Below are 23,170 nucleotides of genomic sequence, written 5' to 3'. Positions count from 1 at the left end.
CCGCCTCGTTCTGCGATAGACGTTGGCCTATTACGTTGACTTTGATCTTGTTTCAGTCTTCGTAATAGGCCAGCGTCTATTTTCGTGACGGGCGGGGCGGCGCGGGGCGGCGCGGGGCGGGGCAGGGCGGCATGGGGTGCACGTGGCATCGACGTTGGCCTATTACGAGGACCCGGCGCGCCGAACGTGTCTTCGTAATAGGCCAACGTCGATGAAAGGGGGTGGGGGTGGTGCGGGGGGTGGGGTGGTGCGGGGGGGGTGGGGGGTGGGTCAGGTGGGGAGGCCGCGGCGGAAGCGGGTGGGGGCGGGGGGCGTCGTGGCGGGGACCGGGGCGAGGGTGACCGTGATGCGGGCGCCGCCGAGGTCGCTGCGGTCGACGGTGACCGCGCCGCCGGCCTGGCGGGCGACCCGTACCACGATGTCCAGGCCCAGGCCGGTGGAGCCGCCGCCGCTCACGCCCCGCCGCAGCGCGGCCTCGGGGTCGGCGATGCCGGGGCCCGCGTCCTCGACCACCAGGCCGCTGCCGGTCACCTGAAGGCGGAAGCCGGTGCCCTGCGGCGTGTGCCGGAAGATGTTGCCGACCAGGGCGTCCACGGCCCCGATCACCTCGGCGCGGGGCACCTGCAGCCAGACCGGGCCGTCGGCGCCGTGCACCTGCCAGGGGCGGCCGTGGTCCTCGGCGAGCACGGACCAGAAGGCCAGCCGGTCGGCGACCACGTCCACGAGGTCGGTCTGCTCGGCGGCGCGCTCGGCGACGGTACGCCGGGCGCCGGCGATGATGGCGTCGATCTCGGCGTCGAGCGCCTCCACCGCCTGGCGCATCCGGTCGCTGGCCGGGCCGGGCGGCAGCGCGTCGGTGTCCAGGCGCAGCGCGGTCAGCGGGGTACGCAGCCGGTGCGACAGGTCGGCGGCCCGTTCGCGCTCGTCGTCGATGACGGCGTTGAGGCGGTCGGCCATGGCGTTGAACGCCTCGCCGACGTCGACCAGGTCGGGCGGCCCGTCGGGCTGCACGCGTACGGTCAGGTCGCCGGCGCCGATGGCGCGGGAAGCGGTGGCCAGCGAGCGGGTGGCGCGCACGACGCGGGCGCCGAGCCGGTCGGCCAGCACCATCGACGCGGCGGCCAGCAGCGTCGCGAGCACCCCCATGGACCACCAGGCGGTGGACACGCCCCGGGTCAGCTCACCGGCGGGCACGAACACCTCCACCACCGCGGTACGTCCGCCGTCCAGCGCCGCGGGCTGCAGCAGCACCACCCCGCCCGTGACGTCGGCGGTCAGCGCCCCGCCCCGCGCCGCGGCGAGGGCGACGTCCTCGGGGCGGGCGTGGGTCGCGCCCAGCGGGGCCCCGTCGGGCAGGTGCACCGCCATCCGGTGCTGCGGCCAGGCGACGGTGGCGGCGACGGCGCGGGCCAGTTCGGCCCGGTCGGCGGCGACGGTCATCGCGGTGACCGCGGCGGCGGCCTGCTGCCGGGCGTCCACCAGGGCCCGGTCGGCGGCGATCTGCTTGGTCACCAGCGCCAGCGGCACCAGGAACGCCAGCGCCACCATGGAGGTCACCGCGAGCGTGCCGCGGGCCAGCACCGCCCTCACGACGGGGGCACCAGCATCACGCCGACGCCGCGGATCGTCCGCAGCATCCGGGGCTGCGCGGCGGTCTCGCCGAGCTTGCGCCGCAGCCAGGACAGGTGCACGTCGAGGGTCTGGTCGGCGCCGACGAACGGCTGCTGCCACACCTCGGTGAACAGTTCCCGGCGGGTCACCACGCGCCCGACCCGGGCGGCGAGGTAGGCCAGCACGTCGTACTCCTTGCGGGTGAGGGTGAGGGGGACGCCGTTGAGGGAGACGGTCCGGGTGCGCTCGTCCAGGCGCAGCGGCCCGATCTCCACGGCCGTGTCGGGGGTCTCGGTGCGCGGCTGGGTGCGCCGCAGCACCGCCGCCACCCGGGCGGCGACGTGCGCGGCCGAGAACGGCTTGGTCATGTAGTCGTCGGCGCCGGAGTTGAGCAGGCGGATCGCGTCGTGCTCGCCGCGGCGCGCGGTCGCGACGATGACGGGTACGTCGCTGACGGCGCGCATCATCCGCAGCGCGTCGGCGCCGTCCAGATCGGGCAGACCCAGGTCGAGGATTACCAGGTCGGGGCGGTTTCCGTGCTCGCCGGTGAGCGAGCGCAGTCCCTGCAGCGCGGTGCCGACCGTCTGCACGGCGTAGCCGGCGGTGGTCAGCGCGTTGCCGAGGGCGTCGCGAATGGCGGGGTCGTCCTCCACGACGAGTACGAGGGGCATGGTGGGCACCGTAGCGGAAGCGGTTAGATAGCGGGATGGGTTCGCGGTGGCCGGTCGGTGTGCGTGCGGTGCTGTACGTGTCCGGCTGGGCGGCCGCCACGGCGGTGGCGGCGACGGTGGTGTGGATCGGGCTGCGCCCGGTGCTGGCCGCGGCCGTGCCCGAACCGGTGCCGCTGTCGCTGGACTCGGTGCGGTCCCCGGCCGTGGCGCCCACGCGCCCGGTCGTGCCGCCCGCCCCGTCCCGTACGCCGTCACCGCAGCCCTCCGCCTCGTCCGCCTCGTCCGTGCCGTCCGCCCCGGCCACGGGGCCGTCCCCGAGCCGCCGTCCGGGCGGCCCCGCCCCCACCCCGCACCCGAAGCCCTCGCCGTACGAGACGGTGGAGGGCTGGCAGGTGGTGCCGGAGCGGGACGGCTCGGTGTCGTACCTGCGCAGCTTCGCCACCGCCGGCGGCGACGCGGTGGTCCGCATCGCCGCCGGGACCGTGCACCTGGTGTCGGCGACGCCGCGCGGCACGTACCGGGTGGCGGTGTCGCAGACCGAGGACAACCGCCTGGTGGTGCAGTTCTACGACACCGGGCGCCAGTTCATCGTCGATACGATGTGGTGGCAGGAGAAACCCTGGGCGCAGGTCTCAGACGTGTCGTGAGCAGCAGCCCGAGCAGCGTCACGGACCCGGTCGCCGCATAGCCCCCGGCCGGGACGGTCGGCCGGTGGCGGCGCCGATGCCGCCCGCGTCTCCGGTCGTACAGCGGCTGGGCGCCGCCCGTGGCCGCGGGCGCGAGCGGGGTCGGTCGAGTCATGTGCCCGAGCCTGGGCCGGTCCGGGGCGGCCGGGAAGCGGATTGAGCGCATGTTCGGCGCGCCTTCAGGATCATTTGAGGTCAGGCGGCCCGCGCACGTCGGCGGCCCGGCGACGGCACCGCGCGCGACGGGGGCCACCCGGGCACATGCGAGAATGACGGCTGGCGGACCCGGCACCCCGGGACGCCCCGAACGGCCATCAGAGGGAGAGATCCGTGATCCGCACCCATACCGCCGGAAGTCTGCGTGCCGAGCACGCCGGACAGACCGTCACCCTCGCCGGGTGGGTGGCCCGGCGACGCGATCACGGCGGCGTGACCTTCATCGATCTGCGCGACGCCTCCGGCATCGTGCAGATCGTGTTCCGCGACGAGGCCCAGGCCCACGCGCTGCGCAACGAGTACTGCGTGAAGGTGACCGGCACCGTCGGGCTGCGCCCGGCGGGCAACGAGAACCCGGAGCTGCCGACCGGCGCCATCGAGGTGACCGTCACCGAGCTGACCGTGCTCAGCGAGGCCGCCCCGCTGCCGTTCCCGATCGACGAGCACGTCACCGTGGGCGAGGAGGCGCGCCTGCGCCACCGCTACCTCGACCTGCGCCGCGGCAACCAGGCCCGCGCCATCCGGATGCGCTCGCGCGCCAGCGCCATCGCCCGCGAGGTGCTCGGCGCCCGCGACTTCCTGGAGATCGAGACCCCGACGCTGACGCGGTCCACGCCCGAGGGCGCCCGCGACTTCCTGGTGCCGGTGCGCCTGCAGCCCGGTGCCTGGTACGCGCTGCCCCAGTCGCCGCAGCTGTTCAAGCAGCTGCTGATGGTGGCGGGCATGGAGCGCTACTACCAGATCGCGCGCTGCTACCGCGACGAGGACTTCCGCGCCGACCGGCAGCCGGAGTTCACCCAGCTCGACATCGAGATGTCGTTCGTGACCCAGGACGACATCATCGAGCTCGGCGAGGCGATCGTCGGCGCGCTCTGGAGCGAGCTGGCCGGATACGACATCCCGGCGCCGCTGCCGCGCATCACCTACCACGACGCGATGAACCGCTACGGCTCCGACAAGCCCGACCTGCGCTACGCGGTGGAGCTGACCGAGCTGACGAGCTACTTCGAGGGCACCGCGTTCCGCGTTTTCCAGGCCGAGTACGTCGGCGCGGTGGTCATGCCCGGCGGTGCCGCGCAGACCCGCAAGGAGCTCGACGGCTGGCAGGACTGGGCCAAGGCGCGCGGCGCCAAGGGCCTGGCCTACGTGGTGCTCGACGCCGAGACCGGCGAGGCCCGCGGCCCCGTCGCCAAGAACCTGTCCGAGGCGCACCTGGCCGGGCTGGCCGACGCCGTCGGCGCCAAGCCGGGCGACGCGGTGTTCTTCGCCGCGGGCAGCCGCCGCCACTCGCAGGAGCTGCTCGGCGCGGCCCGCATCGAGATCGCCAAGCGGGCGAACCTGATCGACGAGTCGGCGTGGGCGTTCTGCTGGGTCGTCGACGCGCCGATGTTCGAGCCGGTCGACGTGCCCGGCGAGGGTGTCGTCGAGGGCGCCTGGACTGCGGTGCACCACCCGTTCACCTCGCCCAACGAGGAGTGGATCGACAACTTCGAGTCCGCCCCGGACCGGGCGCTGGCGTACGCGTACGACATCGTCTGCAACGGCAACGAGATCGGCGGCGGCTCGATCCGTATCCACCGCGGTGACGTGCAGAAGCGGGTGTTCACCCTGCTCGGCATCACCGACGAGGAGGCCAAGGACAAGTTCGGCTTCCTGCTCGACGCGTTCCAGTACGGCCCGCCGCCGCACGGCGGCATCGCGCTGGGCTGGGACCGGGTCTGCATGTTGCTCGCCGGGGTCGACTCGATCCGCGACGTGATCGCGTTCCCGAAGTCCGGCGGCGGCTACGACCCGCTGACCGGTGCCCCCACCCCGATCACGGCGCAGCAGCGCCTGGAGGCGGGCGTGGACGGCAAGCCGAAGGCGCCGGGCGAGGCCAAGCCCAAGGCCGAGGCCGCCTCGGCATGAGGCTGCTGGTCACCGGGGGTTCGGGATACGCCGGTGGCCGCCTGGTCGAACTCGCCCGCGCGGCGGGGCACGACGTGACCGGCACCAGTCACTCCGCTTCGGTGGAGGGGCTGGTGCCGCTCGACGTCCGGGACCGGGCGGCCGTGGACCGGCTGATCGACGGGCTGCGGCCCGACGTGGTCGTGCACACCGCGTACGTCCAGGGCGACTGGCACGTCACCGCCTCCGGTACGGCCCACGTCGCCGCGGCGGCGGCCCGGGTCGGGGCGCGGCTGGTCCACGTCTCCTCCGACGCCGTCTACGGCGGCCGCCCGCAGCCCTACACCGAGGCCGACCCGCCCAGCCCCGTCTTCCCGTACGGCGCGGCCAAGGCAGCGGCGGAGACCGTCGTGGCGACCGTGCACCCGGGCGCCGCGGTGGTGCGCACCTCGCTGATCGTCGGCGACGACGCCTCCAAGCAGCACCAGATGACCCTGGACTTCGCGCTCGGCCGGCGTGCCGGGGTCCTGTTCACCGACCAGATCCGCCAGCCGGTCTCGGTGGCCGACCTCGCCGCCGCGCTGCTGGAGCTGGCGGCCGGGGACTTCCGGGGCGTGCTGCACGTGGCCGGGCCCACCGCTGTCTCCCGGCACGAGCTGGGCGTGCTGATCGCGGCGCGGCGCGGCATCCCCGCCGACCGGGTCCCGGCCGGGCTCGCGGCCGAGCTGCCCGCCGCCGGGCCGCGGGAGGTGCGCCTGGACCTGACCCTGGCGCAGACCGTGCTGCGCACCCGGCTGCGGCCCCTGGACGAGGTGCTGGCGGCAGGCTGATCGGCCCGTGTACGGCACGGGCGGGCGCCGGTACTGTCTGCTGATGCCGTACCCCCTCGGGCAGATCTTCGACGCCCAGCCGGCCCCGCCCCTGCGCGTTGTCACGGTCGCCGCCGTCATCGCGCTGGCCCTGGTCGTCTACAACGTGACGTGGCGCCTGGTGCGCAACGCCGTCACCATTGCCCACGAGGGCGGACACGCGGCGGCGGCGGTGCTCACCGGCCGCCGCCTGCGCGGCATCCGGCTGCACTCCGACACGTCCGGGCTGACCATCATGCGCGGCAGGCCGACCGGCGCGGGGATGGTGACGACGCTGCTGGCCGGGTACCTGTCCCCGGCCCTGCTCGGGCTGCTCGGGGCCTGGCTGCTGTCGCGCGGGCTGATCACGCTGCTGCTGTGGATCTGCATCGTGCTGCTGCTGGCGATGCTCGTCATGATCCGCAACTGGTTCGGGGGCGCGCTGATCCTGGTGACCGGCGGGGCGGTGTTCGCCGTGTCCTGGTACGCGTCTACGCCGTGGCAGGCGCTATTCGCGTACACCGGGGTGTGGCTGCTGCTGTTCGGCGGGGTGCGGCCGGTGATCGAGGTGCAGCTGCACCGGCGGCGGGGGACGGCGAGCCGGTCGGACCCGGACCAGCTGGCGGCGCTGACCCGGCTGCCCGGCGGGCTGTGGGTGGCGTTCTTCCTGCTGTGCACGGTCGGCGCGCTGGGCTTCGGCGCCTGGCTGCTGCGGGTGCTGCCCGATCCGTCGACGTGGCACCTGCCCTGACCCGTCGGCACAGGGCGGCGGTGCGGGGCTGAGGTGCGGCGGTTGTGGGCTGAGGTGCGCTGGGCGCGGGCGGCCGAGATCGGGGCTGGCGGTCTGGAAGGCCGCTGGGAGACGGCTGCGCGACCATTGACACTGATCTCGGCGGCCGACGGGCATCAAGATCCCTACCTGTGGGCGGAAACTGGTGCTTCCGGCGGGGTCGTCGGAGCAGAACGCCCACTGGCTGTGATCTTCGAGGCTGCTGGCTGACGATGCTCGCCGGAACGGGTAGGAGCGCTGGTCACCGGTCGAGTCGGTGCAGGGTTCTGACCGCAGACCGCGATCTTCGCGGCTCGACCAGCCGATGATCGCGATCAGCGGTCATTTGCCGGGCTCCAAGCCGAGATTTCGACCGCAGCAAGCGATCGTGCTGGAACGCCGACCTGTGGCGCGAGCCGTCACCGATGTCCTGTGCCGACGACTGGTCGGTTCGCGAGGGCGGCCGGCGGGGGTCAGTCGGTGAGGCGGACGGAGGTGCGGGCGATCGCGTTGGTGTAGCCGAGGCGCTGGTAGAGGCGGATGGCGCCGGTGTTGTCGGCCATCACGCCCAGCGAGCAGACGCCGTACTCGGCGAGCAGCAGGCGGGTGACGGCCGCGGTCAGCGCCGCGCCGTAGCCGCGGCCCTGGCGGTCGGCGGCGACGCCGATCCCGGCGAGGAAGCCGATGTCGTGGGCGGAGCGGTCGCCGGCGACGGCCACGAGCCGGTCGCCCTCGCTGATGCCGTACCAGTGGCGGATGCGCGGGTCGCTGGGGCGGCTGGTGCTGTGCGGCAGCGCCTCGTCGAGCACCGCGTCGACGGCCGGGTACTCCTCGGGGCCGAGCACGCGTACCGCGGCCTCGCCGGGCAGGACCGGCTCCGGTGCGGTGGTGGTCCAGAGGAAGTCCCAGTCGTCCTGGATCACCACGGGCAGCCGCCGCGCGGCCGTCTCGGCCGGGACGCGGGGCAGGTGCAGCCAGCGGGTGTCGGCGAGGGTGCCCGAGTCGGCCAGCTGTCCGAGCACCTCGAGCGCCGCGTCGGGGTCGCCGAGGGAGGCCGCGACCGGGCCCCACGGGCCGTGCGCGGTCCAGACCAGGGCGTCGCCGTGCTCGTAGCCGTGGACGTCGTCGCCGCCGACGGTCAGGCGGGCGTACGGGTGGGAGTCCAACCGGTCCAGTAGCGCGAGGCGCCCGGTGAGAACGGGGTGCAGGGGCATGGCCGTCACCCTAACCGGGCACCATCCGGCGCCGATCACGGGCGGTGACGACCGTTGCCGAAGATCGGCTGAGGCGCGCGGCGGAGGCTCCGGGTATCGTCTGCGTGATGCATGACGAAGGCCTGTTCCCGTTGGAGCCCGCGCCGCCGGCGCACCGGGGCGCCGCGCCGGGGTTCGAGACGCCTTCGGCCGATGCCCCGCTGGCCGTGCGCATGCGTCCGGCCAGCCTGGACGAGCTGGTGGGGCAGGAGCACCTGCTGGCGCCCGGGGCGCCGTTGCGCCGCCTGGTCGCCGGGGGCGCGCCGATGTCGGTGATCCTGTGGGGACCGCCCGGCAGCGGCAAGACCACCATCGCGCACCTGGTCGCCGGGGCCGACGACCGCACCTTCGTGGCGATGTCCGCGCTGACCGCCGGGGTGAAGGAGGTGCGCGAGGTCATCGACGCCGCGCGCCGCCGCCGCCGGTCCGGTGGCGCGCCGACCGTGCTGTTCATCGACGAGGTGCACCGCTTCACCAAGACCCAGCAGGACTCGCTGCTGGCGGCGGTCGAGGACCGCACCGTGACGCTGCTGGCGGCGACGACGGAGAACCCGTACTTCTCGGTGATCTCGCCGCTGCTGTCGCGCTGCGTGCTGCTGACCCTCAAGCCGCTGGACGACGACGCGGTGCGGGCGCTGGTGCGCCGGGCGCTGACCGACGAGCGCGGCCTGGGCGGTGCGGCGACGCTGGCCGCCGCGGCCGAGGACCATCTGGTCCGGCTGGCCGGTGGCGACGTGCGCAAGGCGCTGACCGCGCTGGAGGCGGCGGCCGGGTCGGCGCTGGCGCTGGCCGGGGACGGTACCGTGCCCGAGATCGACCTGGCCACCGCCGAGCGGGCGGTGGACACCGCGGCGCTGCGCTACGACCGGGCCGGGGACGCGCACTACGACGTGATCAGCGCGTTCATCAAGAGCATGCGCGGCTCGGACGTGGACGCCGCCGTGCACTACCTGGCCCGGATGCTGACCGCGGGCGAGGACCCGCGCTTCATCGCCCGCCGCCTGATCATCTTCGCCTCCGAGGACGTGGGCATGGCCGACCCCACCGCGCTGACTGCGGCCACCAACGCGTCGTACGCGGTGCAGCACGTGGGCCTGCCCGAGGCGCAGCTGAACCTGGCCCAGGCCGTGATCCACCTGGCCACCGCGCCCAAGTCCAACGCCGTCACGACGGCGATCTTCACCGCGATCGCGGACGTGCGCGCGGGCAAGGCCGGAGCGGTGCCCGCGCACCTGCGCGACGCGCACTACGCCGGGTCGCGGGGGCTGGGCCACGGCATCGGCTACCGGTATCCGCACGACGACGCCCGAGGTGTCGTGGCACAGCAGTACCCACCCGACGAACTGGTCGGGGTCGACTACTACCGTCCGTCCGGACACGGCACCGAGCGGCAGATCGCCGAGCGGCTGCCGAAGCTGCGCCACGCCGTACGCGGCGGGGGCGCGGCGAAGGCAGGGGAGGAGAGCCGATGAGCAGGTCACGTGACGACGCCACCGACGGTCGCGGCCGCAAGAAGGGGCGCGGCGAGGCGGAGGAGGTCTCCCAGGAGGAGACCGGATGGCTCGACGACCTGCGCAGTGCCAAGCAGGGCAAGGACCAGTTCGACGACGGTGACTTCACCGAGGGCGGCACCAACCGCTGGAGCAAGCTGAGCGCCCTCAGCGACGACGCCCCGGCCCGGCCCGGTGCCACCGGACCAGCCCGCGGCGGAGCGGACCCCACCGGCCGCCGCCGGGGCGAGGACGATGCCGCGTCCGGCCGCCGCCGCGCCGAGGACGAGCCGACCGGCGGGTTGCGGCGCCGGGGCGAGGACGACTCGCCGCCCGTCCGGCGCCGGACCGAGGAGCCGCCCGCCTCCGGCCGCCGCCGGGGCGAGGACGACCTGCCCGCCGGTGCCCGCCGCGGCGCCGAGGACGAGCCGGTCGGCGGCCGCCGCCGGCTGGACGACGAGCCGACGGGCACGGGGCGTCGGCGTGCCGACGATGAGCCGACCGGTGGCCTCCGGCGGCGTGGTGAGGATGAGCCGACCGGCGGGCTGCGCCGCCGTGCTGATGAAGAGCCGACGGGTGGCCTCCGGCGGCGGCCCGAGGACGACGCCGCGGCTGGTCGGCGCCGGGCGGAGGAGCCGCCTGCCGGCGGCCGCCGCCGGGGCGAGGACGACCTGCCCGCCGGTGCCCGCCGCCGCGCGGAGGACGAGCCGGTCGGCGGCCGCCGCCGGCTGGACGACGAGCCGATGGGCACGGGCCGTCGGCGTGCCGACGACGAGCCGACCGGTGGCCTCCGGCGGCGTGCCGACGACGAGCCGACCGGTGGCCTCCGGCGGCGTGGTGAGGACGAGCCGACCGGCGGGCTCCGGCGCCGGGCCGAGGAGGAGCCGCGCCGCGGCTTCCCCGAGCCGGAGGCGCCGCGCCGCGTGCCGCCGCCGGTGGAGCCGCCGACCGGCCGCCGACCGGATCCGGCGCCGGTGCGCAAGCCCAGCACCGAGCCGCCGCTGGTGCGCCGCCGCGAGATCGACCTGACCGGCGACCTGCCCCGGATCACGAACACGCCGCCCGCCGACGGCCCGCGCGGCGGCGTACGCCCACCCGCCGGCCCCGGCGGCGCCGTGCCGCCCGGCCCGGTGCTCGGACCCATGCCCGGCTCGCCCTCGGTGCGCGGCGGCCGCCCCGCCGAGCCGCGCGGCGACGCCGGGCGCCCGCCCGCTCCGGTGCGCCCCGACCGTTCGGCCGCCCCGGTCTCCCCGGCGCGGCCCCCGCGCGGCACGGCCGACCGCGGCCCGGCGGCGCCCGGCGGCCCGGGCGTCCCGCCCGTCGGTCCCGGTCTCCCGCCGCCCGGCGGACCAGGTGGTCCGGGCGGCCCGGGGCCCGGTGGCCCCGGCGGCATGGCCATGCCCGGCTTCGGCGGCCTGCCCGGCGAGGCCCTGGTGCCCGCGGGCGGCGCGCCCGGCGGGGGCAAGCGCCCGCCCGCGCAGCCGATCGCTGTACGCCCGCCCGACCCGGCCGCGGTCGTGCCGCCCGGCGACCGCCGCCCCGGCCTGGCCGCCGGGGTGGAGGTCATCCGCGGCGCCCGCTCGGAGGTGCGCAAGCAGCTGCGCGAGCAGCAGCGGCTGCGCATGTGGACACTGATCGCGCTGGTCGTGCTGGTCGTCGGCGCGCTGCCCTTCTACTTCGTGCTGCGCGCGGTGAGCCGCGATCCGGTGCTGACCGCGCTGGACGCGCTGGAGGTGCCGTCATGGGCGGTGGCGGAGGGCAAGACCGACGACAACATCTCCGGCAGCCGCTGGTGCCTGATGGAGTGCCGCTACCGCGAGCGCTCGATGCAGTCGGAGCGGGAGGACGCCGAGACCGCGAAGGCGTACGAGCAGGCGCTGACCGAGGCCGGGTGGGTCCGCTGGCAGGTGCCCAGCTGCCAGGCCGAGGGCACCGGCGTGTACTCGTGCTGGCGCCGCGACGAGTTCACCCTCGACCTGTGGGTGCGCCCGATCACCACCGAGCAGTGCACCGAGCTGCTGCGCAACCGGCCGACGGTGGGCCCGGTCGACCCGAGCGCCTCACCCGGCGCCGAGCCCGCCCCGGACGCGTCGCCCAGTTCGTCGCTGCCGGCGGAGTGCCAGGGGTCGCAGGTGACGCTGAAGGTGGTCAACACCATCGCCGACGAGCGGATCGGGCACGAGAACGAGCCGGCGGGCGACCCGGGTGACGGCACGGAGGAGGAGGAGCCGGACCCGGACGCCTCCACGGTCCCGTCGCCGACACCGGCGGCGGGCTGAGGCCCGTCTGCCGCACCGCGCGAACACGAGGGCGGTAGGGTCAGGCGTCGGACAATACGGTGTGGAGGCTTGGGGATGTCTGGAGGCGAGATCGCGGCGTTGATCGCGGCGGGCGCTTTCGCGATGCTGGTGCTGGTGCTCGCGGTGCCCATCCTGCGGCTGCGGCACACGGTCGACGCCGCGACGGTGACGCTGCGGCAGGTCAGCCAGAAGACGGGGCCGATCCTGGACAACGTCAACCTGACCGTGGACAACGTCAACACGGCGCTGGGCCAGGCGCAGGTGACCCTGGACGGGGTCAACGTGCAGCTGGCCAAGGTGGATGTGGTGACCCAGCACCTCGCGGCGACCACGGCCAACGTGTCGAACCTGGTCAGCGTCGTGAGCGCGACCGCGGCCAGCCCGCTGGTGAAGGCGGCCGCGTTCACCTACGGGGTGCGCCGCGCCAGCGCCGCGCGCAAGCAGGCCGACGAGGAGCGCTCGGTGCGCGACGAGCTCAAGTCGCGCAAGCGCACCCGGCGGGGCTGACATGTTCCGCAGGCTGCTGTGGCTGGGCGTCGGCATCGGGGTCGGTGTCGTGGTGGTGCGGATGGTGACCCGCCAGGCGAAGAAGTTCACCCCGGCCGGCCTGGCCGGTTCGGCGCAGGAGTCGCTGGGCGGCGTGGCCGGATCGGTGCGCGGGTTCCTCGACGAGGTGCGCGACGGCATGACCGAGCGCGAGGACGAGATCCTGGCCGCGTTCAACGACGGGGTGTCGCTGGAGCAGGTGCAGCTGCCCTGGGCGCGCGGGGTGGGCACGCGGTTCAACCAGTTCAAGCACGAGCTGGGCGAGTACTACGAGCAGTAGGCACGGCGGCGGTGACACCGCCGCGGCACGTCCGCCAGGGGCGCTTTCGGCGAATGTCGGAGGCGCCCTTCGCGGTGTACGGGGACGACGGCGCATGGATGCGAAGAGGTGTGGATCATGGCATGGACCCGGGGTGTACGGCTGGGCGTGGACGTCGGCACGGTCCGGATCGGGGTGGCGGTGTGCGATCCGGACGGGATCCTGGCCACCCCGCTGGTGACCGTGGCTCGCCGTCAGGAAACGGACGAATCTGTCATACCAGCTGATATGTTGGAGATCGCGCGCCTGGTAGCCGACCACGGCACGGTGGAGGTGGTGGTGGGGCTCCCGCTCAACCTCGCCGGTGTCGAGGGCCCGGCCGCCACGCACGCCAGGGCATACGCCGACAGGCTGGCCGCGGTCATCGCGCCGGTGCCGGTGTTGCTCACCGACGAGAGGATGTCCACGGTCGCGGCGACCCGGCGTCTCTCCGATCGCGGCGTCAAGGGCAGGCGGCAGCGAGCTGTCGTCGACCAGGCGGCCGCGGTGGAGATTCTGCAGGGCTGGCTCGACCTGCAGCGAAGGCGAGCAGGATGATCGACGAACTGGACCTCGCGTTCGACGACGACCACAGCGGTGACGGCACCCGGCAGGGCCGCCGCAAGCAGCGCAAGCGGCGGCGCCGGAGCCTGCGGCACACGCTGCTGGCGATGGGCATGACGGTGCTGCTGCTGATCGGCCTCGGCCTGGGGGCCTGGTTCGGGTACGCCAAGGTGCGCGACGCCTTCGTCACCCCTGACTACACCACCTCGGCCGAGGGCCGGACGGTCGCGGTCGTGGTCCGGGCCGGGGACACCACCGCCGACATCGCCCGCGCGCTGGCCGAGGCGGGCGTGGTCAAGAGCGAGAAGGCGTTCGTCGAGGCCGGCGCCCGCAACCCCGACGCGCTGCACATCCAGCCCGGCCACTACACGCTGCGTACGCACCTGAGCGCCGACGACGCGCTGAAGATGATGCTCGACCCGAGCAACCGCGTGGTCAACGGCGTCACCATCCCCGAGGGCCTGAGCACCTTCCGCGTCTACGAGCTGCTGGAGCAGAAGACGAAGATCCCGGCGGAGAAGTTCGCCGCGGCGGCCAAGGACCCGGTCGCGCTGGGCGTGCCCGAGTGGTGGTTCAACCGCAGCGACAAGAAGAAGTACCCGCCGTCGGTCGAGGGCTTTCTGTTCCCGGAGACCTACGACTTCGCCCCCGACGCCGACGCCGAGACGATCCTGCGCACGATGGTGAACCACTTCCTGACCGTCACCGGCGAGATGAACTACGCCGAGCAGGTGCAGAGCGAACTCGGCGGGATCACGCCGTACGAGGCGCTGATCGTGGCCAGCCTCGCCCAGGCCGAGGCGGGCAACGCCGACGACCTCGGCAAGGTCGCCCGGGTCGCCTACAACCGGGTGTACAAGCGCACCGAGGACCTGACCTGCGCCTGCTTCCAGTTCGACGTGACCGTCAACTACGCCCGCGAGCTGAAGGGCAAGGACCCGAAGGCGTCGCGGGAGCTCAGCATCGAGGAGCTGAACGACCCGAAGAACCCGTACGGCCGCAACGCCGAGGGCATGATCCCGACGCCCATCAACAACCCCGGCAAGGCCGCGCTGGAGGGGGCCATGTCGCCGCCGAAGGGGGACTGGTACTACTTCGTCGCGGTCGACAAGGCAGGCCACTCGGCGTTCTCGAAGTCGTTCGAGCAGTTCTGCGCGGACAACGAGAAGGCCGTGAAGAACGGGGTGCTCAAGCACAGCTCGTGCTGAACGACTCGTCCGTATTTGCGTAGAAGATGCTGGCCACCAGGGCATTTTCGGGCCGGGCGCATGGCGCTCCGGGCACCGTTCGCGTGTAACGTAGCCGCCGTTGACGGACCCGTACCCGAGAGGTGTTCAGATGACGGACGAGCTGTTCCTGCCGTTCGACGAGCATCCTGACCGCGACCGGCGTCGCCGTCGGCACGCCGTAGACGAGTCCCCCCGGGACCCCCGCCGCAAGAAGAAAAAGAAGAAGAAGCGCGGCCGGGGCCGGTCCTGGATGGCGCTGCTGCTGTCGGTCGTCCTGCTGGGTCTGCTCGGCGGCATCGGCTACTTCGGCTACGACAAGATCAAGTCGTACTTCGTCACCCCCGACTACACCTCCGCCGCGACCTCCGCCGAGGTGACGGTCGAGATCAAGCCCAAGTGGCTGGGCCTGGACATGGCCAAGGCGCTGAAGTCCAAGGACGTCATCGCCAGCGAGCAGGCCTTCATCGAGGCCTGGGAGGCCAACCCCAAGGCCAAGGGCATCCAGCCGGGCTTCTACAAGCTGCGGGTGCAGCTGTCGGCGGCCGACGCGATCACGATGCTGCTCGACACGGCCAACCGCATCGTCAAGGGCATCACCATCCCCGAGGGCAAGATCAGCCTCGAGATCTTCGACATCCTGTCCAAGGGCCTCGACATCCCGGTGGCCGACTTCGTCGCCGCGGCCAAGGACCCCAAGGCGCTGGGCGTGCCGGACTGGTGGTTCAACCGCAAGGACGGCAAGAAGTCGGCGCTGGGCACCAAGGGCGCGATCGACGGCTTCCTGTTCCCGGCGACGTACGAGTTCCCGCCGAACGTGACCGCCAAGAGCGCGCTGCAGATCATGGTGCAGAAGTTCCTCGACATCACCACGAAGATGGGCTTCGTCGACACGGTCCAGGCCGAGCGCGGCATCTCCCCGTACGAGGCGCTGGTCGCCGCGTCCATCGCGCAGGCGGAGTCGGTCTTCGAGAAGGACATGGCACCGGTCGCCCGGGTGCTCTACAACCGGGTCTACACCGGCGACTTCCCGTGCAACTGCCTGCAGATCGACAGCGCCGTGAACTACTGGCTGCGCCTGTCGGGCAAGCTGCCCAAGGACTCCAATGACATCGTGCAGTCCGAGCAGCACAACAAGAAGGACCCGTACAACACCTTCGACTTCTCGGGCATGCCGCTCGGGCCGATCAGCAATCCGGGTGAGGTCGCCCTCAAGGGCGCCATGAACCCGCCGAAGAACGGTTACATGTTCTTCATGACGATCGACCAGAAGGGCACCATGGGCTGGGCGAAGACCTGGTCGGAGCACCTGACCAACATCCGCAAGGCCTGCAGCAACGGCATCCTGTCGGGCGGGTCGTGCAACCAGTGATCCAGCACCGGGCCGCGGTGCTCGGCAAGCCGGTCGGCCACTCGCTGTCGCCTGTCCTGCACAACGCGGGATACGCGGCGGCGGGGCTGACCGGCTGGTCGTACACGGCGATCGAGTGCGCCGAGGCCGAGCTGCCCGACCTGGTGTCGGGCCTCGGCCCGGAGTGGGCCGGGCTGTCGCTGACCATGCCGCTCAAGGAGGTCGGCCTCGCCGTGGCGACCGAGGTGCGGCCGGTCGCGGCGGCCCTGGGCGTCACCAACACCCTGGTCCGGCTGCCCGGCGGCGGCTGGCGCGCGGACAACACCGACGTGCCCGGCATGGTCGCCTCGCTGCGTGAGGCCGGGGTCGACGCGGTGGCCGACGTGGCCGTGCTGGGCGCGGGCGGCACCGCCCGCGCCGCGGTCGCGGCCGCCGCGCAACTGGGCGCGGACCGGGTCGTCGTCTACGCCCGCCGCCCCGAGGCGGTCGACGAGCTGCGCCCGGTCGCCGAGCGGCTGGGCGTCGCACTGGCCGGGGCGGGCTGGGACCGCGCCGCCGGGTGCGCCGCCGCCGATGTGGTCATCTCGACCGTGCCCAAGGGCGTCGCCGACTCCCTCGACGTGCCGTGGCGTGCCGGCACGGTGCTGTTCGACGCGCTCTACCACCCGTGGCCGACCCCGCTGGCCGCCTCGGCGCAGCGCGCGGGCTGCGGCATCGTCTCCGGCCTCGACCTGCTCTGGGCCCAGGCCCTGGGCCAGTTCGAGCAGTTCACCGGCGTCGCGGCGCCGGCCGCGCCGATGCGCGAGGCCCTGCTCGCCGCGTGGCGGGCGCGCGCCTGAGGGATCGGCGAGCGGAGCCCGGCCCGTCCGATGGGGACACCGTGATCCGCCGCGCCTGGGTAGCCTGAGCCGAGTCGACGACACTGGGGCGTCCGGCCGGAGCGCTCGACCGCGCAAGTCCCCGGCCGGAGCCGGAGAGGGCGCTGCGATGACCGAGGACCTGTTCGCCGAGATCGAGGCGGAGCGGCAGCGACGGCCGATCCGGGGTCACCGTCGCGGCGGATCCGGACAGCGTCCGAAGAAGCCCCGCCCCGGTCGCGGGCGGTCGAAGCTGGCCCTGCTGCTGGCTCTGGTGCTGCTGGCCGGGCTGGGCGTGGGCGGCTGGTTGGCGTACGACAAGGTGCGGTCCTTCTTCGCGGTGCCCGACTACGCCACCGAGGCGCAGTCGGCGCAGGTGACCGTGGAGATCAAGGAAGGCTCGTCCGGCGGGGACATGGCCCGCGCGCTGAAGGCCGCCGACGTGGTCAAGAGCGAGCAGGCCTTCGTCGACGCCTGGCAGGCCGAGCCGCGCGCGGTCACCATCGGACCCGGCGTGTACAAGCTGCGGGTCCATCTCAGCGGCACCGACGCGGTGCTGGCGCTGCTCGACAAGGCCAACCGGATCGTCAACGGCATCCTGATCACCGAGGGCATGGTCACCGTCGACATCTTCGCGCTGCTGTCGAAGGAGCTCGGCATCCCGAAGGCCGACTTCGTCGCCGCCGCGAAGGACCCGATCGCGCTGGGCGTCCCGCAGGAGTGGTTCGACCGGCAGGACAAGCGCAAGACGGCGCTGAACACCGCCGGAGCGCTGGAAGGGTTCCTCTTCCCGGCGCGGTACGAGTTTCCGCCCAACGTCACCGCCCGCGACGCGCTGCGGCTGATGGTGAAGAAGTTCCTGGACGTCGCCGACCGGCTGGACTTCGTGGACCGGGTGCGCGAGGAGCGGCGCATCTCACCGTACGAGGCGCTGATCGCCGCGTCGATCGCCCAGGCCGAGTCGGCCCGCGACGAGGACATGGGCCGCGTCGCCCGGGTGCTCTACAACCGGGTGTACGCGGGCAAGTACCCCGTCTGCCACTGCCTGAAGGTCGACAGCGCCATCAACTACTGGCTGGTGCTGCAGGGCAAGGACCCGAAGAACTCCAACAGGATCAAGCAGAGCGAGATCCGGGACAGGAAGAACCCCTACAACACCCACTACGTCGACGGCATGCCGATCGGTCCCATCGGCAACCCGGGCGAGTCCGCGCTCAGGGGCGCGATGAGCCCGCCGTCGACCGAGGACATCTTCTTCGTGACCGTCGACAAGCAGGGGACCATGGGGTACGCCGTCGACGACGCCGGATTCCAGGCCATCGTGCGGCAGTCCTGTGCCAACGGCGTGCTCGTCGGCCGACCGCCGTGCCCCTGACCGGGACGCAGAAGTCCCGCCGAGTTTCCCGCCAGGTCACCCGGGCGCCGCCGGCACGCCGCCCGCGTCGCCTGGACTCACCTCGACATGCTCGCCGCCTGTGGAGGTGCAACAGAATGGACCGCCGGAAACTGCTCGTGGCCGGGGCGCTCGGCACGGCCGCGGCCGCCCCGGGGCTGATCGGCGCGCCCGCCTGGGCCGGGGATGATGACCGCATGCGCCCCTCGAACCACCGCCCGCTGGTCATCGGCCACCGCGGCGCCAGCGGCTACCGCCCCGAGCACACGCTTGCCTCGTACGAGCTGGCCGCCCGCACCGGTGCCGACTTCATCGAGCCCGACCTGGTCAGCACCGCCGACGGCGTGCTGGTCGCCCGGCACGAGAACGAGATCTCCGGCACCACCGACGTGGCCGCCCACCCCGAGTTCGCCGCCCGCCGCACCACCAAGACCATCGACGGGATCAGCGTCACCGGCTGGTTCACCGAGGACTTCACCCTGGCCGAGCTGAAGACGCTGCGCGCGGTCGAGCGGCTGCCCGCCGTCCGCCAGCGCAACACCGTCTACAACGGCCTGTTCGAGGTGCCGACCTTCGAGGAGGTGCTGGAGCTGCGCGAGCGCCTGTCGCGCGAGCTGCGGCGCGAGATCGGCGTCTACCCGGAGACCAAGCACCCCACCTACTTCGCCGGAATCGGGCTGGCGCTGGAGGGGCCGCTGGTGGCGGCGCTGCGCCGGCACGGGCTGGACCGCCGCGACGCGCCGGTCTTCGTGCAGTCGTTCGAGGCGGCCAACCTGCGCCGCCTGCGCACCGAGCTGCGGATCAAGGCGCCGCTGGTGTTCCTGGCCGGGGCGGGTGCCCCGTTCGGCGACCCGCGCCCCTACGCCGACTACCTGTCCCCGGCCGGCCTGGCCGAGCTGGCCGGGTTCGTGCAGGGCATCGGTCCGGAGAAGACGATGGTGATCGCCCGCCGGGCCGACGGCACGCTCGGCGAGCCGACGCCGCTGATCGCCGACGCGCACCGGGCCGGGCTGAAGGTGCACCCGTACACGTTCCGCGCCGAGAACCAGTTCCTGCCCGCCGACCTGCGCACCGGCACCGCCCCCGCCGAGTACGGCCGCCTGCTCGACGAACTCGCGGCCTACCTCGCCGCCGGCGTCGACGGCTACTTCACCGACAACCCCGACCTCGGCGTCCTCGCCCGCAACCTCGCGGCCTGACCCGCCTGTCCCCACCCGACCCACAGGTCAAGGCCAAGATCAGCGCTCAAGTTGCCGGGCAATCGGGGGTATGGGCCCCAAGATACGGCCGATTGCCCGGCAACATCAACGATCAAGGGTGGGCGTCCCGTCTGGTGGCACCGGTGGGGCGCGGGGTGGGGGTGAACGCGGGGCGTGACAGACTGGTGATCGTGTTGCGATGGCTGACCGCAGGGGAGTCGCACGGGCCGGCGCTGGTCGCCGTGCTCGACGGAGTGCCCGCCGGAATCGAGATCACCAGTGACGTCATCGGCGCGGAGCTCACCCGCCGCCGCCTCGGCTACGGCCGCGGTGCGCGGATGGCCTTCGAGAAGGACGTCGTCACGATCATCGGCGGCGTGCGGCACGGCCTGACCCTGGGCAGCCCGGTCGCGATCGAGGTCGGCAACTCCGAGTGGCCCAAGTGGCAGACCGTGATGGCCGCCGACCCGGTCGACCCGGAGGTGCTGGCCGCGCAGTCGCGCAACGCCCCGCTGACCCGGCCCCGCCCCGGCCACGCCGACCTGGCCGGCATGCAGAAGTACGGCCACACCGACGCCCGGCCGATCCTTGAGCGGGCGAGTGCCCGCGAGACCGCGGCCCGGGTCGCGGTCGGCGCCGTGGCCAAGGAGCTGCTGCGCCAGGCGTTCGGGATCGAGATCCTGTCGCACGTGATCGAGCTGGGCTCGGTCGCGGCCAAGCCGGGCCTGGTGCCGGTGCCCGGCGACACCGAGCGCATCGACGCCGACCCGCTGCGCTGCCTGGACCCGCAGGCCAGCGAGCGGATGGTGGCCGAGGTCGACGCGGCCAAGCGCGACGCCGACACCCTCGGCGGCATCGTCGAGGTGCTGGCGTACAACGTGCCGCCGGGCCTGGGCACGCACACCCAGTGGGACCGCAAGCTCGACGCGCGGATCGCGACGGCGCTGATGTCGATCCAGGCCATCAAGGGTGTGGAGATCGGCGACGCGTTCACGCAGGCGCGGTCGCGGGGGTCGGTGGCGCACGACGAGATCGTGCCGACGCCGCAGGGCGTGAGGCGGGTGACCGACCGGGCCGGCGGCCTGGAGGGCGGCATCACCTCGGGCGAGCCGCTGCGGGTGCGCGCGGCCATGAAGCCGATCTCGTCGCTGAACCGCGCCCTGTCCACCGTGGACGTCACCACCGGCGAGGTCGCGACCGCGATCAACCAGCGGTCGGACGTCTGCGCGGTGCCCGCCGCGGCGGTGGTCGCCGAGGCGATGCTGGCGCTGGTGCTGGCCGAGGCCGCCACGGAGAAGTTCGGTGGCGACTCGGTGGCCGAGATGCGGCGCAACCTCGCCGGATACCTCGACAACCTGCTGATCCGCTGAGGGGGAGTGCGGTGACCAAGCCGTTGTGCGTGCTCGTGGGCGCGCCGGGAGCGGGCAAGACCACCGTCGGGCAGCTGCTGGCGCAGCACTACGGGTTGTCCTTCCGCGACACCGACGCCGACATCGAGGCGGCCGCGGGCAAGCCCATCTCCGACATCTTCATCGACGAGGGCGAGCCGCACTTCCGCGAGCTGGAGTCGGCGGCGCTGGCCGCCGCGCTGACCGAGCACGACGGTGTGCTGGCGCTCGGCGGCGGCGCGGTGCTGGCCGAGGCCAACCGCGCCCTGCTGGCCGGGCACACGGTGGCGTACCTGAGCGTGGAGCTGTCCGACGCGGTGCAGCGGGTCGGGCTGGGCGCGAGCCGGCCGCTGCTGGCGCTGAACCCGCGCGCCACGCTGCGCTTCCTGCTCGACCAGCGCCGGCCGTTGTACCAGGAGGTCGCGACGGTCACCGTGGTCACCGACGGGCGCGCCCCGGAGGAGATCGCGCAGGAGCTGGCCGAACTGCTGAAGGGCTGACGCGCGTGGGCGAGGACATCCGCATCCCGGTCGGCGGCGAGCGGCCGTACGAGGTCGTCGTCGGCGACGACGTGCTGGGTGAGCTGCCCGGCCTGGTCAAGGGCGCGGCCCGGGTGGCGGTGCTGCACCCCGCGCCGGTACGCGGCTGGGCCGACCGGACCCGCGACGTGCTCACCGCGGCGGGTGTCGAGGTGACCATGGTCGAGGTCCCCGACGCGGAGGCGGGCAAGACCGTCGAGGTGGCCCAGCGCTGCTGGGAGGAGCTCGGCGCGGCAAACTTCACCCGCTCGGACGCGGTCGTCGGCGTCGGCGGCGGTGCCGCCACCGACCTGGCCGGGTTCGTGGCCGCCTGCTGGCTGCGCGGCGTGGCCTGGGTGCCGGTGTCGACCAGCGTCAACGGCATGGTCGACGCGGCCGTCGGCGGCAAGACCGGCGTGAACACCGCCGCCGGGAAGAACCTGGTCGGCGCGTTCTACCCGCCGGCCGGGGTGCTGTGCCCGGTGCCCGCGCTGGCGACCCTGCCGCAGGCGCAGCTGCGTGCTGGCATGGCCGAGGTCGTCAAGGGCGGCTTCATCGCCGACCCGGTGATCCTCGACCTGATCGAGGCCGACCCGGCGGCGGCGCTGGACCCGGCCGGGCCGGTGCTGCGGGAGCTGATCGTCCGCAAGATCAGCATCAAGGCGCGGGTGGTCGGCGAGGACCTGCGCGAGGCCGGCCTGCGCGAGATCCTGAACTACGGCCACACGCTCGGCCACGCGATCGAGCGGCTGGAGGCGTACCGCTGGTCGCACGGCCACGCGATCAGCGTCGGACTGGTGTACGCGGCCCGCCTGGGTGTGCTGACCGGCCGCCTCACCGAGGCCGACGAGCAGCGCCACCGCGACATCCTGCGCTCGCTCGACCTGCCGGTCGCCTACCGGGCCGACGCCTGGGAGCAGCTGCGCGCCGTGATGTCGGTGGACAAGAAGGCGCGCGGCCGGGCGCTGCGGTTCGTGCTGCTCGACGGGGTCGGCCGCCCGGTGACCGTGCCCATCGACGACGAGGCGCTGCTGGCGCAGGCCTACGCCGCCGTCACGCCTTGACTTCCCTGACGTCTGACGGGAGCGCCCGCATGAAGGTGTACGTGCTCAACGGGGTCAACCTGGGCCGCCTCGGCACCCGCCAGGTCGACGTGTACGGCGTGACGTCGTACGCCGACCTGGTCGAGCTGTGCGAGAAGACCGGGTCGCTGCTGGGGCTGGACGTCGAGTGCAGGCAGACCGACAGCGAGGCCGAGCTGGTGGGCTGGCTGCACCTGGCCGCCGACGAGCGGGCCGCGGTGGTGCTCAACCCGGGCGCCTGGAGCCACTACTCCTACGCCGTGCGCGACGCGTGCGCGATGCTCAACGGCCCGCTGGTCGAGGTGCACATCTCCAACATCCACGCCCGGGAGGAGTTCCGGCACCACTCCGTCATCTCGGCGGTGGCCGCCGGCGTGATCTGCGGTCTGGGCGTCGACGGCTACCGGCTGGCGCTGGAGCACCTGTTCAACCGGCTCAACGCTTAGCCGCCGGCCCCGCGGCGGGCACGGAGCCCGGGGACGGCCCGGCGCGGGTGCCCACCGGCGTGACCGCGAACCACGCTCCGTCCAGGCCGTGGCCGAAGGTGTCGCCGGGCATGCGGTCGCCGCGGTAGCCGTACAGCGGCCAGCCCGCCAGGGTGAGCTGGTAACCGCCGTCGGGGCGCAGCACCGAGCCGATGAGCTGCCGGTCGATGCCCTCGACCCGGACCGGGTCGGTGGCGGGCACGGGCAGCCAGCCCGCCACGCACTCGTCGACGCACTGCGCGCGCGACGGCGCGGCCGAGTCCCCGTCGTAGCGGTAGAGCACGTAGCCCTGCACGTCGATGACGATCCAGCCCAGGGTGTCGGACCGGATCCCGAACAGCGCCGGGTGCGGCCGGGAGGCGCGCACCGCCGACGGCGCTGCGGCCGGCTCGGTCGGCGAGGTACTGTCGCAACCCGCCAATACGGCTATGAGCAGCGACAACGTCGCCGCCAGGGCGCGGCGCGCGACCGGGCCCACCGTTTCCACCGGGTTACTCATCCAATCCTCACGCACGTCGGTGCAGGATTGGCA

At 73.5% G+C, this 23,170-nt stretch carries 22 protein-coding genes; 18 read left to right on the top strand and 4 right to left on the bottom strand.

Going from position 1 to position 23,170, the window contains the following annotated elements; all coding sequences use genetic code 11:
* Positions 1-270: 270 nt before the first annotated feature.
* Together QEZ54_RS15250 and QEZ54_RS15245 are read right to left on the bottom strand one after the other, a co-directional pair.
* On the bottom strand, positions 271-1,590 hold the full coding sequence (locus tag QEZ54_RS15250; protein WP_281305244.1) for a HAMP domain-containing sensor histidine kinase: 1,320 nt from the start codon (positions 1,588-1,590) through the stop codon (positions 271-273).
* A complete protein-coding gene (locus QEZ54_RS15245; RefSeq protein ID WP_281305243.1) occupies positions 1,587-2,282 on the bottom strand; it encodes a response regulator transcription factor in 696 nt (231 codons plus the stop codon). The genes QEZ54_RS15250 and QEZ54_RS15245 overlap by 4 nt, the downstream gene beginning before the upstream one ends.
* A 35-nt stretch (positions 2,283-2,317) precedes the next feature.
* On the opposite strand from QEZ54_RS15245, the gene QEZ54_RS15240 reads away from it, so the two are divergent.
* From QEZ54_RS15240 to QEZ54_RS15225, 4 genes are all read left to right on the top strand, one after another.
* A complete protein-coding gene (locus QEZ54_RS15240) occupies positions 2,318-2,929 on the top strand; it encodes a hypothetical protein (protein ID WP_281305242.1) in 612 nt (203 codons plus the stop codon).
* Positions 2,930-3,298: 369 nt separating this feature from the next.
* Positions 3,299-5,092 carry an aspartate--tRNA ligase gene (aspS, locus tag QEZ54_RS15235; RefSeq protein ID WP_281305241.1) on the top strand — a complete coding sequence of 598 codons (1,794 nt, stop codon included), beginning with the start codon at positions 3,299-3,301 and terminating at the stop codon, positions 5,090-5,092.
* Positions 5,089-5,901 carry a sugar nucleotide-binding protein gene (locus QEZ54_RS15230; RefSeq protein WP_281305240.1) on the top strand — a complete coding sequence of 271 codons (813 nt, stop codon included), beginning with the start codon at positions 5,089-5,091 and terminating at the stop codon, positions 5,899-5,901. Before aspS ends, QEZ54_RS15230 begins: the two co-directional genes overlap by 4 nt.
* A 43-nt stretch (positions 5,902-5,944) precedes the next feature.
* A complete protein-coding gene (locus tag QEZ54_RS15225) occupies positions 5,945-6,670 on the top strand; it encodes a M50 family metallopeptidase (protein WP_281305239.1) in 726 nt (241 codons plus the stop codon).
* Between the two features lie 491 nt (positions 6,671-7,161).
* On the opposite strand, the gene QEZ54_RS15220 is transcribed toward QEZ54_RS15225, so the two are convergent.
* Complete coding sequence (locus tag QEZ54_RS15220) at positions 7,162-7,902, bottom strand: GNAT family N-acetyltransferase (RefSeq protein WP_281305238.1); 741 nt, start codon at positions 7,900-7,902, stop codon at positions 7,162-7,164.
* A 107-nt stretch (positions 7,903-8,009) separates the two neighbouring features.
* Here QEZ54_RS15220 and QEZ54_RS15215 point away from each other — a divergent pair, with 107 nt between their 5' ends.
* The 14 genes from QEZ54_RS15215 (at position 8,010) to aroQ (ending at position 22,599) form a co-directional block, all read left to right on the top strand.
* Entirely contained in the window at positions 8,010-9,413 is a 1,404-nt protein-coding gene (locus QEZ54_RS15215) for a replication-associated recombination protein A (RefSeq protein WP_281305237.1), read from the top strand.
* Positions 9,410-11,710, top strand: coding sequence for a hypothetical protein (locus QEZ54_RS15210; RefSeq protein WP_281305236.1), 2,301 nt, complete (start codon positions 9,410-9,412; stop codon positions 11,708-11,710). Before QEZ54_RS15215 ends, QEZ54_RS15210 begins: the two co-directional genes overlap by 4 nt.
* A gap of 75 nt (positions 11,711-11,785) precedes the next feature.
* Entirely contained in the window at positions 11,786-12,238 is a 453-nt protein-coding gene (locus QEZ54_RS15205; protein WP_217395762.1) for a DUF948 domain-containing protein, read from the top strand.
* A gap of 1 nt (position 12,239) precedes the next feature.
* Positions 12,240-12,557 (top strand): hypothetical protein, encoded by a 318-nt coding sequence (locus tag QEZ54_RS15200; RefSeq protein WP_281305235.1) that lies wholly within the window; start codon positions 12,240-12,242, stop codon positions 12,555-12,557.
* A gap of 114 nt (positions 12,558-12,671) precedes the next feature.
* On the top strand, positions 12,672-13,133 hold the full coding sequence (ruvX, locus tag QEZ54_RS15195; RefSeq protein WP_281305422.1) for a Holliday junction resolvase RuvX: 462 nt from the start codon (positions 12,672-12,674) through the stop codon (positions 13,131-13,133).
* On the top strand, positions 13,130-14,347 hold the full coding sequence (gene mltG, locus QEZ54_RS15190; protein ID WP_281305234.1) for an endolytic transglycosylase MltG: 1,218 nt from the start codon (positions 13,130-13,132) through the stop codon (positions 14,345-14,347). Before ruvX ends, mltG (QEZ54_RS15190) begins: the two co-directional genes overlap by 4 nt.
* Positions 14,348-14,477: 130 nt before the next feature.
* Positions 14,478-15,737 (top strand): endolytic transglycosylase MltG, encoded by a 1,260-nt coding sequence (gene mltG, locus QEZ54_RS15185; RefSeq protein ID WP_281305233.1) that lies wholly within the window; start codon positions 14,478-14,480, stop codon positions 15,735-15,737.
* Positions 15,725-16,555, top strand: a complete 831-nt coding sequence (locus QEZ54_RS15180) for a shikimate dehydrogenase (RefSeq protein WP_281305232.1) — start codon at positions 15,725-15,727, stop codon at positions 16,553-16,555. The genes mltG (QEZ54_RS15185) and QEZ54_RS15180 overlap by 13 nt, the downstream gene beginning before the upstream one ends.
* 148 nt (positions 16,556-16,703) lie before the next feature.
* Positions 16,704-17,948: an endolytic transglycosylase MltG gene (gene mltG / locus QEZ54_RS15175; RefSeq protein WP_281305231.1), complete on the top strand. Its 1,245-nt coding sequence runs from the start codon at positions 16,704-16,706 to the stop codon at positions 17,946-17,948.
* A 116-nt stretch (positions 17,949-18,064) separates the two neighbouring features.
* A complete protein-coding gene (locus tag QEZ54_RS15170; protein ID WP_281305230.1) occupies positions 18,065-19,165 on the top strand; it encodes a glycerophosphodiester phosphodiesterase in 1,101 nt (366 codons plus the stop codon).
* 191 nt (positions 19,166-19,356) lie between these two features.
* Positions 19,357-20,535: a chorismate synthase gene (gene aroC / locus QEZ54_RS15165; protein WP_281305229.1), complete on the top strand. Its 1,179-nt coding sequence runs from the start codon at positions 19,357-19,359 to the stop codon at positions 20,533-20,535.
* 11 nt (positions 20,536-20,546) lie between these two features.
* Positions 20,547-21,053, top strand: a complete 507-nt coding sequence (locus QEZ54_RS15160) for a shikimate kinase (protein ID WP_281305228.1) — start codon at positions 20,547-20,549, stop codon at positions 21,051-21,053.
* 5 nt (positions 21,054-21,058) lie between these two features.
* Positions 21,059-22,135 (top strand): 3-dehydroquinate synthase, encoded by a 1,077-nt coding sequence (gene aroB / locus QEZ54_RS15155; RefSeq protein WP_281305227.1) that lies wholly within the window; start codon positions 21,059-21,061, stop codon positions 22,133-22,135.
* Between the two features lie 29 nt (positions 22,136-22,164).
* The gene (gene aroQ, locus QEZ54_RS15150) at positions 22,165-22,599 is read left to right on the top strand and encodes a type II 3-dehydroquinate dehydratase (protein ID WP_281305226.1); all 435 of its coding nucleotides are present in this window, start codon (positions 22,165-22,167) and stop codon (positions 22,597-22,599) included.
* On the opposite strand, the gene QEZ54_RS15145 is transcribed toward aroQ, so the two are convergent.
* The gene (locus QEZ54_RS15145; RefSeq protein WP_281305225.1) at positions 22,589-23,137 is read right to left on the bottom strand and encodes a hypothetical protein; all 549 of its coding nucleotides are present in this window, start codon (positions 23,135-23,137) and stop codon (positions 22,589-22,591) included. The two genes, aroQ and QEZ54_RS15145, sit on opposite strands and share 11 nt — an antisense overlap.
* Between the last annotated feature and the right edge of the window lie 33 nt (positions 23,138-23,170).

The sequence above is a fragment of the Catellatospora sp. KI3 genome, from assembly GCF_029948125.1.
Classification (GTDB): Bacteria; Actinomycetota; Actinomycetes; order Mycobacteriales; family Micromonosporaceae; genus Catellatospora.
Note: the sequence above shows the minus strand (reverse complement) of the source record. Positions and strands in the feature narration are given on the sequence as shown.

Bases quoted from the DNA above. Each gene is read 5' to 3' on its own strand.
- QEZ54_RS15245 (WP_281305243.1), bottom strand. From the start codon at position 2,282: ATGCCCCTCGTACTCGTCGTGGAGGACGACCCCGCCATTCGCGACGCC.
- QEZ54_RS15240 (WP_281305242.1), top strand. From the start codon at position 2,318: ATGGGTTCGCGGTGGCCGGTCGGTGTGCGTGCGGTGCTGTACGTGTCC.
- QEZ54_RS15230 (WP_281305240.1), top strand. From the start codon at position 5,089: ATGAGGCTGCTGGTCACCGGGGGTTCGGGATACGCCGGTGGCCGCCTG.
- QEZ54_RS15225 (WP_281305239.1), top strand. From the start codon at position 5,945: ATGCCGTACCCCCTCGGGCAGATCTTCGACGCCCAGCCGGCCCCGCCC.
- QEZ54_RS15220 (WP_281305238.1), bottom strand. From the start codon at position 7,902: ATGCCCCTGCACCCCGTTCTCACCGGGCGCCTCGCGCTACTGGACCGG.
- QEZ54_RS15215 (WP_281305237.1), top strand. From the start codon at position 8,010: ATGCATGACGAAGGCCTGTTCCCGTTGGAGCCCGCGCCGCCGGCGCAC.
- QEZ54_RS15210 (WP_281305236.1), top strand. From the start codon at position 9,410: ATGAGCAGGTCACGTGACGACGCCACCGACGGTCGCGGCCGCAAGAAG.
- QEZ54_RS15205 (WP_217395762.1), top strand. From the start codon at position 11,786: ATGTCTGGAGGCGAGATCGCGGCGTTGATCGCGGCGGGCGCTTTCGCG.
- QEZ54_RS15200 (WP_281305235.1), top strand. From the start codon at position 12,240: ATGTTCCGCAGGCTGCTGTGGCTGGGCGTCGGCATCGGGGTCGGTGTC.
- mltG (WP_281305234.1), top strand. From the start codon at position 13,130: ATGATCGACGAACTGGACCTCGCGTTCGACGACGACCACAGCGGTGAC.
- mltG (WP_281305233.1), top strand. From the start codon at position 14,478: ATGACGGACGAGCTGTTCCTGCCGTTCGACGAGCATCCTGACCGCGAC.
- mltG (WP_281305231.1), top strand. From the start codon at position 16,704: ATGACCGAGGACCTGTTCGCCGAGATCGAGGCGGAGCGGCAGCGACGG.
- QEZ54_RS15170 (WP_281305230.1), top strand. From the start codon at position 18,065: ATGGACCGCCGGAAACTGCTCGTGGCCGGGGCGCTCGGCACGGCCGCG.
- aroQ (WP_281305226.1), top strand. From the start codon at position 22,165: ATGAAGGTGTACGTGCTCAACGGGGTCAACCTGGGCCGCCTCGGCACC.
- QEZ54_RS15145 (WP_281305225.1), bottom strand. From the start codon at position 23,137: ATGAGTAACCCGGTGGAAACGGTGGGCCCGGTCGCGCGCCGCGCCCTG.